Annotated in this window: 16 protein-coding genes; 7 read left to right on the top strand and 9 right to left on the bottom strand. The window is 67.9% G+C overall.

What is annotated here, in order from left to right; translation table 11 throughout:
• Window positions 1–3: 3 nt before the first annotated feature.
• From DKG74_RS05530 to DKG74_RS05570, 9 genes are all read right to left on the bottom strand, one after another.
• Entirely contained in the window at window positions 4–1,044 is a 1,041-nt protein-coding gene (locus DKG74_RS05530; protein ID WP_109903455.1) for an MDR/zinc-dependent alcohol dehydrogenase-like family protein, read from the bottom strand.
• Window positions 1,037–3,040, bottom strand: coding sequence for a hydantoinase B/oxoprolinase family protein (locus DKG74_RS05535; protein ID WP_165837541.1), 2,004 nt, complete (start codon window positions 3,038–3,040; stop codon window positions 1,037–1,039). The genes DKG74_RS05530 and DKG74_RS05535 overlap by 8 nt, the downstream gene beginning before the upstream one ends.
• On the bottom strand, window positions 3,037–5,079 hold the full coding sequence (locus tag DKG74_RS05540) for a hydantoinase/oxoprolinase family protein (RefSeq protein ID WP_109903459.1): 2,043 nt from the start codon (window positions 5,077–5,079) through the stop codon (window positions 3,037–3,039). Before DKG74_RS05540 ends, DKG74_RS05535 begins: the two co-directional genes overlap by 4 nt.
• 143 nt (window positions 5,080–5,222) lie before the next feature.
• Window positions 5,223–5,600, bottom strand: a complete 378-nt coding sequence (locus DKG74_RS05545; RefSeq protein ID WP_109903461.1) for a cupin domain-containing protein — start codon at window positions 5,598–5,600, stop codon at window positions 5,223–5,225.
• A gap of 47 nt (window positions 5,601–5,647) precedes the next feature.
• Entirely contained in the window at window positions 5,648–6,733 is a 1,086-nt protein-coding gene (locus DKG74_RS05550) for an ABC transporter ATP-binding protein (RefSeq protein WP_109903463.1), read from the bottom strand.
• A complete protein-coding gene (locus DKG74_RS05555) occupies window positions 6,730–8,043 on the bottom strand; it encodes an NAD(P)/FAD-dependent oxidoreductase (protein ID WP_109903465.1) in 1,314 nt (437 codons plus the stop codon). The genes DKG74_RS05550 and DKG74_RS05555 overlap by 4 nt, the downstream gene beginning before the upstream one ends.
• The gene (locus DKG74_RS05560; protein ID WP_109903467.1) at window positions 8,040–8,828 is read right to left on the bottom strand and encodes an ABC transporter permease; all 789 of its coding nucleotides are present in this window, start codon (window positions 8,826–8,828) and stop codon (window positions 8,040–8,042) included. The genes DKG74_RS05555 and DKG74_RS05560 overlap by 4 nt, the downstream gene beginning before the upstream one ends.
• Window positions 8,828–10,000: an ABC transporter permease gene (locus DKG74_RS05565; RefSeq protein ID WP_109903469.1), complete on the bottom strand. Its 1,173-nt coding sequence runs from the start codon at window positions 9,998–10,000 to the stop codon at window positions 8,828–8,830. Before DKG74_RS05565 ends, DKG74_RS05560 begins: the two co-directional genes overlap by 1 nt.
• 15 nt (window positions 10,001–10,015) lie before the next feature.
• Window positions 10,016–11,041, bottom strand: coding sequence for an ABC transporter substrate-binding protein (locus DKG74_RS05570; RefSeq protein WP_207779243.1), 1,026 nt, complete (start codon window positions 11,039–11,041; stop codon window positions 10,016–10,018).
• 217 nt (window positions 11,042–11,258) lie between these two features.
• On the opposite strand from DKG74_RS05570, the gene DKG74_RS05575 reads away from it, so the two are divergent.
• From DKG74_RS05575 to DKG74_RS05605, 7 genes are all read left to right on the top strand, one after another.
• A complete protein-coding gene (locus DKG74_RS05575; protein WP_165837542.1) occupies window positions 11,259–11,852 on the top strand; it encodes a helix-turn-helix domain-containing protein in 594 nt (197 codons plus the stop codon).
• A 205-nt stretch (window positions 11,853–12,057) separates the two neighbouring features.
• Window positions 12,058–13,299, top strand: a complete 1,242-nt coding sequence (locus DKG74_RS05580; protein WP_109903475.1) for a D-amino acid dehydrogenase — start codon at window positions 12,058–12,060, stop codon at window positions 13,297–13,299.
• Between the two features lie 10 nt (window positions 13,300–13,309).
• Window positions 13,310–14,086, top strand: a complete 777-nt coding sequence (locus DKG74_RS05585; RefSeq protein ID WP_109903477.1) for a maleate cis-trans isomerase family protein — start codon at window positions 13,310–13,312, stop codon at window positions 14,084–14,086.
• 50 nt (window positions 14,087–14,136) lie between these two features.
• Complete coding sequence (locus tag DKG74_RS05590) at window positions 14,137–15,258, top strand: ABC transporter substrate-binding protein (protein WP_207779244.1); 1,122 nt, start codon at window positions 14,137–14,139, stop codon at window positions 15,256–15,258.
• Window positions 15,259–15,289: 31 nt separating this feature from the next.
• Entirely contained in the window at window positions 15,290–16,180 is an 891-nt protein-coding gene (locus tag DKG74_RS05595; protein WP_165837543.1) for a branched-chain amino acid ABC transporter permease, read from the top strand.
• The gene (locus DKG74_RS05600; RefSeq protein ID WP_109903483.1) at window positions 16,173–17,069 is read left to right on the top strand and encodes a branched-chain amino acid ABC transporter permease; all 897 of its coding nucleotides are present in this window, start codon (window positions 16,173–16,175) and stop codon (window positions 17,067–17,069) included. The genes DKG74_RS05595 and DKG74_RS05600 overlap by 8 nt, the downstream gene beginning before the upstream one ends.
• Window positions 17,056–17,847 carry an ABC transporter ATP-binding protein gene (locus tag DKG74_RS05605; protein WP_109903485.1) on the top strand — a complete coding sequence of 264 codons (792 nt, stop codon included), beginning with the start codon at window positions 17,056–17,058 and terminating at the stop codon, window positions 17,845–17,847. Before DKG74_RS05600 ends, DKG74_RS05605 begins: the two co-directional genes overlap by 14 nt.
• The last annotated feature ends 2 nt before the right edge of the window (window positions 17,848–17,849 follow it).

A 17,849-nucleotide genomic window follows, 5' to 3' on the forward strand; every position in this document is an offset into this window, starting at 1 on the left:
CGCTCATGCCCCCGTCTCCGGAAAGCGACGGTGCATCAGGTCCAGCAGGGCGCCATGACGCCGGACGAGGTCGAAGGTCGCGTCGATCCAGCCTTCGGCATAGCCATTGCCGATCAACATGGTGACGTCCCGTCCCAGGCCTTCGGCGCCCAGGGCCGCCGCCTGGAACGAGGTCTGCATCCCGAAGAACAGAATGCGGCCTCGCTGGCGCGCGGACAGGATGCTGGCGCCCTCTGTCCCCGCGACATTGGTGGTGTTGACGACGAGATCGGCGAGGGCGCCGTCCGTCGCCGTGGCGACCGTCCGCCAGGTGCCGAGGGAATCGCGAAGGTCGGCGACGGCGACCGTGTCGGCGACGCCGAGGCCACGGACCTCGTCACATCCGGCCGGAGACTGGTCGAGCGCGATCACCCGCCCCCCGGGACCGACCCGATCCCGCGCGGCGAAGAGGGAAAGGACACCCGCCTTGCCCGCCGCGCCCAGCACGGCGACGGTCTCGCCCGGCCCCGCCTCGCGCAGGACCGTGGCGGGGGCCCCCGCGACATCGCAAAGCGCGAGCGACAGGACGAGCGGCAAGTCGTCGGGGATGCGGGCGTAGAGCCCGCTGGCGAAGAGATAGGCCCGTCCCCGTGCCCGTACCTGGGCCCGGGATACGTCGACCCCCTCGATCGCGTCGAGCACCAGCGGGGTCAGCGACAACGAGACCATGGTGCAGATTCTTGTGCCGGGGGTCAGATCCCGATCGGGAAAATCGGGGCCGACGGCGACGACGCGGCCCACCAGCACACCGCCAGATCCGGTCACAGGATTGTGCATCTTGCCCCGTTCGCGCACGATCCCGGCGATGCGGGCGGCGATGGCGGCACGGTCGCCACCGCAGCTTTCCGCGATCTGGCGCATACTGGAGCTGTCGAGATTCAGACACTCGACCTCGATTTCCAGCTCGTTGGCCTGCATCGGCAGGGCCGTGTCGAGGCGGGGGGCGGGCTGGGGCAGCAGGCCGCCGGCGCGATGGGTGCCGAAGGGACAGGGCGCGTCAGTCATGGCGACCTCGGACGGAGAGCCAGCGCCGCAGGGCCCAGGAGTCCCAGAAGGCGAGCGCGCGGCGATTGTCGAAGGGCGTGTCCAGGGAATGGCCGGGGGCAGGCTCCGCCCGGGTCGCGACGATCTCGGCGATGGCCGCGATCTCGGCCCGGGTGCGGGTGTCCGGCTCGCTGCCCGCCGCGCGCTTCAGGGCCGCGGAAATCAGGGCTTCGTAATCCCCAGCATCCCGCGCCCCGGCAAGGCGTCGGCGGAGCGCCGCCGTCGCCTGCGGGTCGAAGCCCGACGCCTGCTGCGTCAGGACGACACCGTAGATGCTGGCGGCCGCGCCGGCACTGACGAAACCTTCCCGGACATCTTCGACCACGCGCGCCGGATCGCGGTCCAGCGGCGGGCCGAAGCCGCCGCCACCCCCGGTGACGATGCGGAAGCGGTCGCCCCGTCCGGCCTTGAGGCCATGGAATTTGGAGGGGGAGGCGCAGCCGAAAGCACAGGTCAGGTCCTGCCATTCGCGGCCGCCATGCCGGCGGAATTCGAGCTGGTTGAGCCCCCCCGGCCGTCCCCCTTCGAGACCGAAGGGCGGAATCACCATGCGCTCGCCAAGGCCGTTCAGCTCGACCTCGTCTTCCAGCAGCTCGAAGCTGCGGATCGCGCCGACGCCGCCCCGGAAACGCCCCGGCCCGCCGCTGTCCGGGTTCAACCGCGCCTCGAGGTAGCGCAGCGGCATGGTCGCCTCCACCCATTCGACCGGATAATCGTTGAAGTTGGAGGTCGGATTGGGCGTGCAGTTCCAGCCGTCACGCCAGGCCGTCGCCCCCCAGCCGCCTTCGCAGAAGAGGTAAAAGCCGAAATCCTGCTGACGCGCCCGGTCGTAACCGCCCCCCGAGAAATTGATGCAGGTGCCATAGGTCCCTGCCCCCAGCCGATCCGGCGCCGCGGGCGCGAGCGCGCCGAGCACGGCGTCGATGATCCGGATCGAGGTTTCGGTGACGCCGCCGAAACAGGGAGCCGGTGGCACCGGATTGAGCAGGCAGCCGCGCGGGGCGATCACCTCGATCGGCCGGAAACAGCCGGAATTGAAGGCGACTTCCGGGCCGACCAGCTGCATCAGTGCGTTATAGGTGCTCGACAGCGTATTGCCGTAGGATGAATTGATCGGCCCCAGGGCCTGGGCGCTCGAGCCGGTGAAGTCGACCGTGACCGTGTCGCCCGCGACCTTCAGGGCGACCTCGATCCGATAGGGCCGGTCGTCGTGGCCATCGTCCTCCATGAATTCGGTGAAGCGCCAGATGCCGTCCGGCAGGCCGGCGATCACCGCCCGCATCAATTGTTCCGAATGGTCCTGCACGGCGGCCATGCAAGCCGCGACCGTATCAACGCCATATTTTCCGATCAGCCCGGCGAAACGCCTCTCGGCCACGCGGGTGCTGGCTTCCTGGGCGCGCAGGTCGCCGATCTGATCGCGCGGAAACCGCACGTTGAGGGTGATCAGCTCCAGGATGTCGCGCCGCTCCTCGCCCGCGGCGAACCATTTGACCGGCGGAATGCGCAGGCCTTCCTGATAGGTCGATTTCGCCGTGCCCGGAAAGCCCGCGACCGCCATGCCGCCGATATCGACGTGGTGGGCGCGGTTGACCGCGAAGGCGAGCAGACGCTCGCCGCAGAACAGGGGCCGGATCAGGGTGATGTCGGGCAGGTGGCCGCCGCCCCGATAGGGATCGTTCACCAGGAAGACGTCGCCCGGCAGGATCGCCGCGCGGCCGAAATGCAGCATGACATACTCGACCGTCAGCGCCATGGCCGAGAGGTGGCTGGGATCGAAATTGGCGGTCGCGACCAGCCCCGCCTCGGCATCGACCAGGGCGCAGGAGAAATCCCGCCCCTCGACAAAGACCGAGGAATTGGCGGTGCGCAACATGGTGTGCCCCATCTCGGCGCAAATCGAGCCAAAGGCGGAGCCGAGCACCCGCTCGGTGATCGGGTCGAGGGCGCCGCTCATGCCGGGCTCCTTTCGAGGACGAGATGGCCTTCGGCCGCGAGGCGCAGGCGAAAGCCGGGCGGCACCACCGTGCTCGACTGGTCCTCGGTCACCACGGCGGGCCCCGCCAGCCATCGGCCGGGGACCAGCGCGTCGCGCTCGACCACCCGCGTGTCGAGGGCATCGGCATGGCCATGGAAATAGACAGGACGGCAGACCGGGGCCGCCTCTGGCCCCGTCGGGGGTGGCGCGATGGCCGCTTCCCCGGCGGCGACGGCGACCCGCGCCTGCAGCCGGACGGTCGTCACCTCCCGCGGATCGTCGGGACGCCGGTGGGCATAGGCGGCTTCATGCAGCCGCTCGAACTCCGCCTCGGCCTCGCGCAGGAGCGCGCGATCGGGGGCGTCGGGGCGCCCCAGGGGCACGGCGATCTGATGCGATTGCCCGGCGTAGCGCATGTCGAGGGCGGCCGTGTAGCAGGCCCGCGTGGGATCGCAGCCATCACGCCGCAGGTCGGCTTCCGCAGCCGACCGCAGCGCCGCCAGCCGCTCGGCCAGACGGGCCGGATCGAGGCTGGCCACGGCCGAGAACAGAGTCTGGGCGTAATCATGCACAATATCGGCGTTAAGCCCGCCGCAGGCGGACCAGACCGAGGGAAAGCGCGGCACGATCACGCCCGCCGCGCCGATCTCTTCGGCGATGCCGGCGACGAAGAGTGGCCCCGCGCCGCCAAAGCCGACCAGAGTATAGTCCCGGGGATCCAGCCCTTCCTGCACCGTCATCTCGGAGACGAGCTGGGCCATGCGGGCGGTGGCCAGATGCAGGATGCCGGCCGCCGCCGCCGCGACCGAAAGGCCGAGGGGGGCGGCGATCTCCCGTTCGATCACGCGATGCGCGGATGCGACGTCGAGCGTCATCCGACCGCCGAGGAAGCGGGCGGGGTCGATCAGACCGGTGACCGCGGCGGCATCGGTCGTGGTCGGCTGCGTGCCACCCCGGCCATAACAGACGGGCCCTGGGAAGGCGCCGCTCGACCGCGGCCCGACATGGAGCCGCCCGGCAGCGTCGAGCCGCGCGATGGAACCGCCCCCGGCACCGACCGAGCGGACGTCGGCCATGTTGGCGCGGACCGGAATATCCCACTTCAGCGGCATCTCGCTGGTATAGGTGACCTTGCCGCCGGTGATGACCGCGACATCCGCCGTGGTGCCGCCGATATCGACCCCGATCAGATTGGGCAGGCCGAGGCGCGCCGACAGACGGGCCAGGGCGGCAACCCCGCCGGCCGGGCCGCTGCGGATGATCTCGAGCGGCTTCGCCCGGGCCGAGGCGGCCGACATGGTCCCGCCGTTCGACTTGATCACCTGCGGCTTCGCGGCGATCCCGGCGGCCGAGAGCCGGTCTTCCAGCTCGCTGAACAATTCGTTGGCCAGCCCGCTCAGCGAGGCGGCGACCACGGTGGTCGAGCCGCGCTCGTAATCCTTGATCTCGGGATCGACCTCGGACGACAGGAAGACGTCGATACCGGGTGCCCGGCTGCGGAAGCGGTCGCGAACCTTGCGCTCATGCACCGGATTGAGGAAGGAGAACAGGAGCGAGACCGCGACGGCGCGGATGCCGCGCGCCGCGATCGCGTCGATGATGGCATCGAGGGCCGCGAGGTCGAGAGGTTCGATCTCCTGCCCCCGGTGGTCGATCCGGCCGGGAACGCCGAAGCGGAGATCGCCGGACACCAGCGCCACCGGCCGTTCCCAGCGCCAGCCGAACAGATGTTCGCGCCAGACCCGGCGAATTTCCAGCGTATCGGAAAAGCCCCGGGTGGCGATGAAGGCGACCGCGGGCACCTTGCCTTCGACCAGGGCATTGACGAGCCGGGTCGAGCCGAAGACGAAACGCCCGATCTCGGCGGGGGCGATACCGCTCCGCGCGATGGCGTCGATCACGCCGCTGACCGCGTCCGGCGTCGTCGTCGCCTTTTCCGTGATCACCGCGCCTTGCGCCGGATCGACCGCATAGAGATCGGTGAACGTACCGCCGACATCGACACAGACCTGATACATGGCGCCGCCTTCCGCAGGGCAACCTTGGCAAAGGCTACCGAAGTGCTCGTCTCACCAGATCATCAAACCCCCTTCCGTCCACCGTCATCAAATTGATAATTGGCAATTACATTATAGATATATCCAATGATGAATCGCGACCGTCAGGCTTCGGGCAAGGGGCGGCTCGCGTCGACAAGGACGAACACCTTGCGCACGGTCTCGACGGTGTTCCAGACCCCGGTGAAGCCCGGCCCCAGCACCACCGTGTCGCCGGCGCGGTAAGTCACCGGCGGATGGCCGTCCTCGGTAATTTCGACGACGCCTTCCAGCAGGGTGAAAATCTCCCAGGTTTCCTGCTTGATCGAACGGAAGGAGCCGGGCGTCGCCAGCCACAGGCCGGCATCGAGAAAGGCCTGCGGCGCCGCGCCCATCGACCAGGTGCGGAATTCGGGCGTGCCGGCGATCAGCCGGCCGGGCAACGGACCTTCCGGCGGCCGGCCATCGAGATCGGACAGTTTGAAATGCTTGAGATTGGACATGGCCCCTCCGAAATTCCGGGCGACAGACGATGGCGGCACGACGGCCGTCATACCGGCGAAGACGCGCCGATCACGGCGCATTCGCGTATCGGGAATGAAACCGTCACGGTCGCGCCGATATCCTGCGCCGCCCCGCCGCCGGCCCGGCTGTAAACGAGAAAGCGGTCGAGACCGGGCGCCGCCAGCGTGTAAAGAGTGCGGTCACCGGAATAGGTGCTCTCGCACACCCGCGCGGTGAATTCGACATCGCCGCCGGTCGCCGCCGCCGGGCCGAGCGCCGCATCCTCGGGCCGGATCATCAATTCGACCGGACCGTGGCTTCGTCCGGCCCCCGGCACCGGAAACGCCAGGCCCCCGCCCCTGAAGCACGGGCCGCCGGCGCCGGCTTCCAGCACGCCTTCGAGGATATTGCTCTTGCCGAGGAAGTCGGCGACGAAGCGGCTGGCCGGGCGCCGATAAAGCGCCGCCGGGGTTCCGAACTGTTCGATCACGCCCCTATTCATGATGGCGATGCGGTCGGACATATGCATCGCCTCCTCCTGGTCGTGGGTGACATTGACGAAGGTGGTGCCGAGGACGCGATGGATATCGCGCAATTCCTGCTGCAGGTCGCCGCGCAGCTTCTTGTCGAGCGCGCTCATCGGCTCGTCCAGCAGCAGCACCTCCGGCCTGAACACCAGCGCCCTGGCGAGCGCGACACGCTGCTGCTGCCCGCCGGACAGGGCGGCCGGGCGGCGTCCGGCGAGACCGGACAGTTGCACGAGGTCCAGCAATTCCCCGACCCGGCGGGCGATCTCCGCCCGGGGCACCCGCCGCACCCGCAAGGGATAGGCGACATTGTCGAACACGGTCATATGCGGAAACAGCGCGTAGCCCTGGAAGACGAGACCGAAGTCCCGCCTTTCGGGAATGAGACTAGTAATGTCCCGGCCGTCCAGCAGCACCTGGCCCCCAGTTACCGTCTCGAAGCCCGCGAGAATGCGCAGGAGCGTTGTCTTGCCCGAACCGGAGGGGCCGAGCAGCGTGACGAATTCCCCCCGCCCGATCGACAGGGAGACGTCCCGCAGCGCGTGAAAGGCGCCGTAATGCTTGTCGATGCCGACGATGTCGAGCCGGCCCGCCGCGCCGCTCATGCCCGGTCCCTCCAGCGGGCGAGCATGTCGCCCGCCCGGTAGAGATTGCCGACGATGCCGAGGAACCAGGGATTTCCCGTATAGCCGGGCACCGCCGGATAGGGAATGCGGCCGAGGCCCCGCGCCGGCTGGCCACCGTCGAGCACCCGCTCCGCCACCTTGTGACCGAGATAGGTCGACATGACGATACCCGAGCCATTACAGCCGCCGGCGTAATGGATGCCGTCATGCACGCCGTAATGCGGCAGGAAATCGAGACAGAAGGCGACATTGCCGAGCCACGAATGGGTGATCGCGACATCGCCCAGTTCCGGGAAGACCGAGCGCATGAAACCGCGCAGGCCCACCGCCGACCGCTGCTCGTCGATCGCAGTGAAACTGGCGCGGCCGCCGAACAGCATCCGCTGGCCGTCGGGCGAGAGCCGGTAGTAGTAAAGCACCTTCTTGGTGTCGGCGACGGCCCGGTTGCCCGGGATCAGTTCCCGCATCCGCGCCGCCGGCAGGGGCGCGGTCGCGATCATGTAGCTGGCGACCGGCACGAGACGGCGGCGCAGCCAGGGCATGACCGGCCCGGCGTAACCGTTCGGTCCCATGATCACCTGCCGGGCGCGGATGGCCCGCCCGCCGCCGAGATGCAGCCGGAAGCCCTGCCCCTCGCGCGCCACGCCCGTCACCTCGACGCCGGAATGCAGCGCGATGCCGAGGCCGCGCGCCCTCTCGCGCAGGGCGCGGTGATAAAGCGCCGGATGGATCAGCCCGCCCTCGTCCCGCACCAGCGCGCCGCGATAGATATCCGTCCTGATTTCCCGGTGCAGCTGATCGGGCGGAACGAGGCGGTATCGTCCGCGCTCCGCCGCCGGCAGGCCTTCGACCGCCGCCGCCATCTGCCTGTAGTCAGCGGTGCAATGGGCGCCGACGACCGAGCCGGTCATCTGCAGATGGCATTCGCCGGTCAGGGTCGCGAAACGCTCGAGGAAGAACGGCATGGCGGCCCGGAAATCCGCCTCGACCTCGCGGGCGACGTCGCGGCCGTAACGCTTCTCGAGATGGGCGGTGTCGACCTTGGATTCGGCGCCGAGCTGGCCGCCGTTGCGGCTGCTCGCACCTTCGCCCAGGCGCTGGCGGTCGATCACGGCGATCCGCGTCCCCCCGGCCTCGGCCAGGGTGATCGCCGCGTTGAGGCCGGTATAGCCGGAGCCGACGATGGCGACATCGCAATCGCCGAGGGCATCGGCCGGCAGCCCATGTTCGGGCGGCGCCGCCTCCCACCAATAGGGCGTGGTCGTGATCGGAAGCGTGGCGGAGGTCATTGGTCTTTCCCCAGGGGCGCCGCCGACCGCCGCAGTCGGGCGAGCGCGAAGATCAGGAGCCCCGAGAGCAGGGTGAGCGAGAGCGCGACGACGACAAGCGTCGGCTCCAGCCGGTCGCGCAGGGCGGCGAAAAGGGCGATCGGCAGGGTCTGCGTCTCGGGCGAGACGAGGAACAGGGCGATCACCACCTCGTCGAAGGACATGACGAAGGCGAAGATCGCGCCGGTCAGGAAGCCGGGCAGGGTCAGCGGCAGGATGACGGTGCGAAAGCGCATCCAGCGCGACGCGCCGAGGGAGGCCGCTGCCTGTTCGAGTTCGGGTGGCAGGCCCCGCAGACTGTTCAGCACCGACACGAAAACGAGCGGCGCCCCCAGCAGGGCATGGGCGATCACGAGGGAGAGATAGGTTCCGTTCAGTCCCAGGCGGGCGAAGGCGAAATAGAGCGCGACCGCCATCACGATCGACGGCACCGCGAGCGGCGAGACGAAGAGCGCCCACAGGACGATGGCGGTCAGGCGCCGGCTGGCCATGGTCCCGATCGCCGCCAGTCCGCCCACCACGAGGGCGAGGGCCGTCGCCCCGAGCGCGACCCGGAAACTGTTGGCGATCGCGGCGAGCCAGGGCGGATTATGCAGCACCGCGCCGAACCAGCGCAGCGACAGGCCTTCGAGCGGATAGCTGAGATAGCTGCCACCGTTGAAGGCCAGCGGCATGACGATGGCGAGCGGCACGATCAGGAAGGCGAGCCCGAAGCCGACGGACAGGGCCATGACGATCCTCGACATCACGGCCGCCTCGCCGACGGGGCCGCGAAGAGACGCGGCACGAACCACAGGGCGAGTACGGCCGCGACCGCCGCCAGCAGCATGATGCCGAGGGCCGAGGCCATGCCCCAGTTCAGCTGCTTCTGCATGAAGTCGGCGATGTAATAGGCCAGCATCTGGTCGCCCGGTCCGCCGACCAGCGCCGGGGTGACATAGAAACCCAGCGCCAGGATGAAGACCGTGCCGCCCCCCACGGCCACGCCGCGCAGGGTCTGGGGCAGATAGACGCGCAGGAAAGTCTCGATCGGCCCCGCGCCCAGCGAACGCGAGGCGTCGCGCTGCGCCGCCGGGATCTGCCGCATCACATTGACGATGGGCAGGATGGCGAAGGGCAGCAGCACATGGGTGATGGCGACAACCGTGCCAAAGCGGTTGAAGATCAGCGGCAGCGGGGCATCGACGAGACCGAGGCGCAGCAGCAGGCCGTTGATCAGGCCGTTGGTCTGCAAGAGGACGACCCAGGCCGTCGTCCGCACCAGGATCGAGGTCCAGAAGCCGAGGAGCACGGCCCCCAGCACCAGCCCACGCAGCCGGGGTCCGGCGTTGACGACGGCATAGGCCAGTGGATAGCCGATCAGCACCGTGAGGGCGGCGACCTCGAAACCGATGACCAGGGTACGGAGCATGATACGCAGATAGATGTCGCCGCCCTCGACCCGGGTGATCCCGCCATCGGGCGAAAGCCCGAGCCCCAGCGCCTTGCGGAAATGACGCCAGGTCACGGGCTCGAGATTTTGCCGGAGCGAGAACCAGAAGCGGTCCTCGGCCCAGCGCGCGTCGAAGCTGCGCAGCGCGGCGAGGCCAGGACCGATCGTGCCCGCCGCGTTGCCCGTGGTCATGATCAGGGAGCGAAAGCCCGGCTGATCCTGGTTCAACATGCGGGCGGCTTCCGCCCGTTCTTCCGGTCGAAGGACGCCGAGGTCGGCCAGCAGGGCCACCGCCGCCGCGTCGTCGACCGGGGCGGCCGAAGCCGCCCAGGCCGCCAGGCGCGGGAAACGCTGGCCGAGCACGCCGTTGTCGACGCTGGCGCCGCCGAAAGCCAGCATCGGCAGCAGATAGACGCCGACATAGAGCGCCAGCGGCGGCAGCAGCAGGAGCAAGGTGGCGAGCGCGCCGCCCTTCGACCGGATCATCGGGTCAGCCGCCGGTTACTGGGTGGCCCAATTGTTCCAGCGCACGGAAATCTGGTCGAAATGATCGGCCCAGAAGACATCGTCCATGAACAGCGCCGTATCCATGTTGACCCCGGCGGGCAGATTGGCCCGCAGATCGGGCGCCATCAGGTCGGCGGCCTTCACGTTGCTGGTGCCATAGGGGATATATTTGGGGAATTCAGCCTGCGGTGCCGGCGTGTTGGCGAAGGCGATGAACTCCATCGCCAGTTCCTTGTTGGGAGCCTTGGCGGGAATGGCCCAGGAATCCATGCCGTAGATATTGTTGGTCCAGACGAAGCCGAGCGGCTTGCCGTCCGCGACCGCGTTGGAAATGCGGCCGTTGTAGGCCGAGGACATGGCGACATTGCCGGTCGACAGCCAGTCGACGGGCTGCGCCCCCGCGTCCCAGAACTGCAGCGACGGCTTGATCTCGTCGAGCTTGCGGAACGCGCGGTCCACGCCTTCCGGCGTCGCCAGCACCTTGTAGACATCGGCCGGCGCGACACCGTCGGCGATCAGCGCCAGTTCCATGTTCATCTTGGGGCCGGCGCGCAGGCCGCGCTTGCCCGGCCAGGTCTTCAGATCCCAGAAATCGGCCCAGGTCTGCGGTGCCTTGCCGGCGCCGTTCTTGTTGTAACCAATGCCGTAGGAGACGACGACAGCACCCGCGCCGCAAGGATGGATCGCGGTGGGCAGCAGGTCGGCGGCGCCGAGCTTGGCCCAGTCCAGCTTCTCGAACAGCCCCTCGTCACAGCCGAGGATGAGGTCGGCGCGCTCGACCATGACCAGATCCCATTTGACCTGACCGGTCTCGGCCATCGCCTTGATGTCGGCGAGACCGCCGAGATAGGTATCCTCGGCGAAGGAAATGCCCTTCTGCGCGGCGAAGGGTTTGAAGAAGGCGGCGCGTTGGGCATCCTGATAATTGCCGCCCCAGGAGGCGAAGGTCAGATCCCTGGCCTGCGCCCCCGCCGACAACCCCACGGCCAGCATGACCGCGCCCGAAAACAGCTTCAGCATATTCGTGCCCCTTCTGATATCGCCAAAACCGGCGATGGCCGACCGGCGCATCGCCGCCATCCCCATTGGGACAGCACCGCCCATGGCCTGGCGCGGCTTGCGCCCAGGCTGAAAAAACCTCACAAGTTCTAAAATCGTGATATAAACCCTATACCCGAACTAAAAATGTTCAATGATTTTTTTAGTAAGCCTGCAGAAGACGAGGGATGAGGCGCCTATGGACCAGAACGCACCGAGCGGGGACGGCATCGCGGGCAACGGTATCGGGCAGAAGCTGCGCCTGCGCCGGAAGATGCGCGGCCTGTCGCTGAGCGATGTCGCGACGCGGGCTTCGGTCTCGATCGGCCTGCTCAGCCAGATCGAGCGCGGCCTGACCATGCCGTCGGTCAAATCCATGGGCGCGATCTGCGCCGCGCTGGATATGCCGGTCAGCTGGCTCTTCGCCACCGAGCCGCACGAGAACGCGGCCGACAGCGACATCGTCGTCCGCCATCCCTACCGCCGCCGGCTGGATCTCGGCAGTCACGGCATGATCAAGGAATTGCTCACCCCCGATGCCTGCCCGGACATCCAGATGATGCGCTTCGTCATCCAGCCGGAAGGTCATTCGGGGGAGCCCTATCGTAACCAGCAGGGTGGCAAATGCGGCATCGTCCTGCGCGGCTGCCTCGGGCTCGAGATCGACGGCCGCGTGCTGCGCATCGAAGCGCAGGATTCCTTCGCCTTTCCGGCGACCTCCCTGATCCGTTTCTGGGCCAACGACGGGGAAGAATGCGAAGTCCTGTGGATCGTCGCACCCGCCGTCTATTGATCGGGGGCCGAAAGGCCCCCTTGCCCGCTCCCGGCCCCCACGGCACCGATCCAGCCCGACACGGCGAGCCACTCCCCCTCGACATATGACCCGGCGACAGGAAACGGCGACACCGTTTCCTGTCGATATGAATTTGTTGACGACGCATTTGCTGAGTGCATTACTGTCTACAGATATAAATTACGAACTGCTCGGGGGCGCTTGAATGCATGTCCTGGTGATGGGCGGGGGTGTCGTGGGGGTCACGGCAGCCTGGGAATTGTTGAGGGACGGTCACCGCGTGACCCTGGTCGAGCGCCATCCCGGCGTCGCCGAAGACACCAGCTGGGGCAATGCCGGCATGGTCGCGCCGGGCCATTCCTTCACCTGGTCCTCGCCCTCCGCGCCGATGACCTTGCTGAAGTCGCTGTTCGCGCGAAATCAGGCCCTGCGCTTCACCCCGTCACTCGACCCCCGGCTCTGGACCTGGTCGCTGAAGTTCCTTGCCCAGTGCACTAAAAGCAGGTCTGAATACAACACGATCCGCAAACATCGGCTGGCGGCCTATTCGCAGGCCGTGCTGCAGCAGACCCTGGCCGAAGCGCCGATTGCCTATGACCGGATCGACCGCGGCATCCTCTATTTCTACCGTCAGGCGGCGAAGCTGGAGACCGGCATCGCCCATATGAAAATCCTGGCCGACGACGGGCAGAAGATCGAAGTGCTGGACCGGGCCGGCGTGCTCGCGCTCGAGCCTTCGCTCGCCGCGGTCGGCGACAAGATCGCGGGCGGCATCTATTGCCCGACCGACGAAACCGGCTCCTGCGCCGCCTTCACCCGCGAGATGGCGAAACTCTGCCGGGGTGCCGGCGCCGAGTTCCGCCTCGGCGAGCGTATCGAGGCGATCGAAGCGGTCGGGGACGAGATCATCGGCGTCCGCACCGACCGGGGCACGATCCGGGCCGATGCCTATGTCATGGCGCTGGGCAATGGCAGCGCGGCGCTGGCGCGGCGGATCGGCGTCGATCTGCCGATCTATCCGATCAAGGGTTATTCCCTGACCATTCCGATCGGCGAACAGCCGCATCCGCCCACCATCGGTTCGGTCGACGAGGAAAATCTGGTCGCCATCTCGCGCTTCGGCGGCTCCATGCGGGTGACTGCGACCGCAGAATTCGCCGGCTACGACACCAGCCACAAGCCGAAGGATTTCGCCTTCATGGCGGGCGTGGCGCGCGAGCTTTACCCGCAAGGCGCCCATTACGACGAGGCGGAAATGTGGGCGGGCCTTCGTCCCATGACCCCGACCAACCTGCCCATCATCGGCCGGAAGAAACACCGCAACCTCTGGTACGACACGGGTCACGGCCATATCGGCTGGACCATGTCCCATGGCTCGGCCCGCATCCTCGCCGATCTGATCGGCGGCCGGACGCCCGCCCTGCCCATCGAAGACATCGCGGCGTGAGGGACGGACGATGAGCGACTGTCTCGATCTTGGCCTGCTGCCCTGTGAACTCGACGGCGGCGTCGCCGCGCGGGCCGCCATCGGGCTGCTGGTGCTGGCGACCGACCAGACCATGGAATATGAATTCCGCCGCCTGCTGCCGCTCGACGGCATCGGCCTCTACGCCGCCCGTCTCTTCAACGACGCGGACATCACGCCTGAGACGCTGCGCGCCATCCGCGACCGCATCGCGCCGGCGACCGAGCTGATCCTGCCCGGCCTCGATCTCGACGTCGTCGGCTTCGGCTGTACCTCGGCGACCATGACCCTGGGCGAGGACGTGGTCTTCGCCGAAATCCGCAAGGCGCGGCCGGGCATTCGCTGCACCACGCCGATCACTGCCGCGCTCGCCGCCTTCGAGGCCTTCGGCGCGCGCCGCATCGGTGTCGTCACGCCCTATGCCAAGCCGGTCAACGACATCGTGCGCCGCTTCCTCGAGGACAAGGGGATCGAGGTCGCCGCCTTCGGCTCCTTCGAGAAGCTGGACGACCGGGAAGCCGCGCGCATTTCGCCGAAGTCCATCGCCGACGGCATCGCGGCGATGGCGGAGAAGGCCGACCTCGACGCGGTCTTCATCTCCTGCACCAGCCTTCGTCTCGCCGACAAGGCGGCGGAGATCGAGGCCGCGACCGGCCTGCCGGTGACCGCCAGCGACCATGCGCTGGCCTGGCACTGCCTGCGTCTCGCCGGGGTCGGCGATGTCATTCCGGGGGTCGGCCGCCTGTTCGAACTGCCGGCACCGATGTGATCACCTGCGTTTTTCAGCGTGCAACTGGGGACTGAAAGGGAGAGCTTGCGATGAATGGGTTGAACCGCCGTCACTTCATGGCCACCGTCGCCGTCGGCAGCCTGGCCGCCGCGCTGGGCGGCCGCCGGGCCTTCGCCGCCGACGAAGGCGTCGTCTTCGGCGCCGTGCTGCCGCTGACCGGGGCCAGCGCCTCGATCGGCGAGGATCAGCGCCGCGGCATCGAACTCGCGGTCGAGAAGATCAACGCGGCCGGCGGCGTGCTGGGCAAGCCGCTGAAAGTCCTGGTCGAGGATTCTGCGGGCAATGCCCAGACCGCGCTCGATGCCGCCAAGAAGCTGGTTTCCATCGACGGGGCCAAGGTCGTGATGGGCGAATATTCGTCGGGCATCACCGTGCCGCTGCGTCAGGCGATGGAAAAGGCCGGCGTCGTCCACATCAACTGCGGTTCGTCCTCGGTGAAACTGCGGAAGTCCGGTGGCGGCCTCGCCTTCTCGGTCATCGGCCTCGACGACGTCATGTCGAAATTCGCCGCCACGGCCCTGAGCGCCAAGGGCTTCAAGAAGGCGGCGGTGATCCTGCCCAACAATGCCTATGGCGAGAGCATGAGCGGCGAATTCGCCAAGGCGTTCACGGCCGCGGGCGGCAGCGTCGTCCACACCCTGCTCTATACCGAGGGCCAGTCGAGCTATCGCCGCGAGTTGCAGCAGATCGCCAAGTTCGAACCCGACATCTATGTCTATTCGGCCTATGGGCAGGAAGCCGCGATCATCAATCGCGAGGCCTTCGAACTCGGCCAGAAGAAGACGCCGTGGTTCGGCATCTATCTGTCGATGTGTATCAGCGACGCACCGAAGGAAACGGTCGAAGGCCAGCTCGGCGCCGAGGTCAATTTCATCGGCCCGAACAGTGCCTGGTATCAGGACGCTTACACAAAGAAATACGGCGAAGCCTTCCGCTCGGCCTTCAACGGCTATCTCTACGATGCCGTGACCATGGCGGCGCAGGCGGCCAACGCCGCGGGCAGTGCCGACGCGGCCGCGATCCTGAAGGCGGCCCATGCCCTCGACTACGACGGCGCCACCGGGCCGATCAAGCTCGACGCCGACGGCGAGCGTTCGCAACAGGAATATCTGCTGGTCACCGTCAAGGACGGCGCCCTGGCCACCCTGTAACGCAACCCGACCGAAACCGGAGAGAGCAGCCATGCAGTTCGTCGTCGACGCCCTGCTCCGCGCGGGCGACCTGATGCTCGTCACGCTCGGCCTCAGCACCGTCTATGCCCTGGTTCGCTTCCCGAACCTGGCGCAAACGGAATACGCCACGGTCGGCGCCTTCATGGGCCTGCTCTTCGCCGGTTTCGGCCTGCCGCTGTGGGCGGCGGCGCTTGCCGCCTCGGCGATCACCGGGGCCTTCGCCGTGGCCCTGCACCGCCTGACCTTCGCGCCTTTGCTGAAGGTCTCGCCGGTGATCGCCATGATCGGCTCGCTCGCCGCGGCGATCATCGTCCGGTCGGTGATCCAGGCGACCGCCGGCACCCGTTCGACCCGTTTCGATCTGCCGATCGAGGCGCCGATGACGGTGCTCGGCGCCGCCATCACCCCGACGCAGGCAGTGATCCTGACAGTTACCGCCGTCTTCGTCGCCGGCTTCCTCCTTGTCCTTTATCGCACCGGCCTTGGCCGTTCGATGCGGGCGGTCGCGACCCAACCCGAACTGGCGCGGGCCTGCGGCATCGACTCCGCCCGGGTGGTCGACGCCATCGGCTTCATGGGCGGGGCCTTCGCCGCCCTGGGCGGCGTCTTGCTCGCGGTCGGCAGCCAGGTTCATTTCAACATGGGCCAGGACCTGCTGCTGCCGGTCTTCGCCGCGGCCATCGTCGGCGGCCTCGGCAGTCCGGTCGGCGCCGTCTTCGGTTGCCTTGCCCTCGCCATCGTCGAGACGCTGGTGACCAATCTCAACTTCGGCTTCCTGACCGGGGACGACTTCCTCTATGTCCCGCTCGCCTATGGTCCGGCCGCCGGCTTCTGCCTGCTGGTGCTGACCCTGATCGTCCGGCCGAACGGCCTCTTCTTCCGGGAGAGCGCACGTGTCTGACTTTATCGTCCACATCCTCATCATCGCCGCGACCTATGGCATCGCATCGGCCAGCCTGAACCTGCAGATCGGCGTCGCCGGCCTGATGAATTTCGGCCAGATCGCCTTTTTCGGCATTGGCGGCTATGCCGTCGCCATGACCGCCAGCGCAGGTCTGCCGCCCGTCGCCGGTATTCCCCTCGGCGTTGTGCTGGCGGCCGGGGCCGGCGCCGCCATCGGCCGGCTGGGCCGCAACCTGAAAGCGGAATATTGGGCCATCGCCACCCTTGGCATCGCCGAGATCTTCCGCATCGTCCTGATCAACGAAGGCTGGGCGACCGGCGGCGCCGGCGGTATCGGCGGCGATCTCTCGCTGCTTCCCGGCATCAAGGAACCTGAGGCGACCTGGGCCATGCTGGGCATCGCCCTCGCCGGCCTCGTCCTCGCCTTCGCGCTGGTGCGCGGCCTGACCGAGCGGCAGTTCGGCCGTATCCTCCGCCTGATGCGCGAACAGCCGGACCTCGCCGTCTCCTTCGGTCACGACATCGTCGCCTACAAGGTGAAGGCGATGGCGGTCGCCGGCGCCATCGCCGCCTTCGGCGGGGCGCTCGCGACCTCCTACATCGCCTATATCAGCCCGGGTGACCTCGTCTCCTTCGGCACCTTCATGCTGTGGACCATGGCGATCATCGGCGGCATGGGCAATAACCGAGGGGCCGTGCTTGGCGCCTTCGTGGTCCAGTTCATCTTCGTCGGCGCCCTGTTCCTGAAGGATGGGCTGGGCCTGCCGTCGGAACTCGCGGGCGCGCTCCGCATGTTGATCGTCGGCGTGCTGCTGCTCGCCTTCCTGATGATCCGACCCGAAGGGCTGCTGCCCGAGAGGCTGCGCAAGATCCATGCTGAAGACTGAAGCCATCGCCAAGCATTTCGGCGGCCTCGAAGTGCTGTCGGATGTCAATCTTTCGGTCGGTGCCGGCGAGATCGTCGGCCTGCTCGGGCCGAACGGCTCGGGCAAGACCACCCTCCTCAACATCCTGTCGGGCTTCCTGCGCCCGTCCGGCGGCCGCATCCACTATGGCGGGCGGGACATCGGCGGAATGGCGCCCGAGGCCATCGCCCGCCTGGGCATCCGGCGGACCTTCCAGCTGCCCCGGATGCCGGAGAAAATGTCCTGCGCCGAGCTTTTGCTGACCGCGGTGGAGCAACCGGCCGGCGCCCGCCTGCTCGCCTGGCCGGGCCGCGCCCGGGCGGAAGCACGCGATGCCCGCAAGCGCGCCTTCGAGATGCTGGAGCATCTGGAGCTGACCCGCGTCGCGCATCAGCCGGCCTCGGGCATTTCCGGCGGCCAGCAGAAGCTGCTGGCGCTGGGCGCCGCGATCCTGGGCGGCGCCCGCCTGCTGCTCCTCGACGAGCCGACGGCCGGGGTCAACCCCACTTTGCGCCTGCGTCTGGTCGAGACCCTGCAGGACATCCGCCGGCAGGGCGTCACACTCGTCGTCGTCGAGCACGACATGGGTTTCATCGGCCGGCTGTGCGACCGCTGCGTCGTCCTTGACCGGGGCGTACTGATCGCCGACTGCAAGCCCGAGCATCTGATGGAGAACGAACGGGTGGTCGAAGCCTATCTCGGCAAGCGCGAGACGCGGCCCAAGGCGCCCGACGCCCTCCTGCGCACGGCGGAGGCCTGAAC

It is taken from the genome of Zavarzinia aquatilis (assembly GCF_003173035.1).
In the GTDB taxonomy this organism is placed as follows: domain Bacteria; phylum Pseudomonadota; class Alphaproteobacteria; order Zavarziniales; family Zavarziniaceae; genus Zavarzinia; species Zavarzinia aquatilis.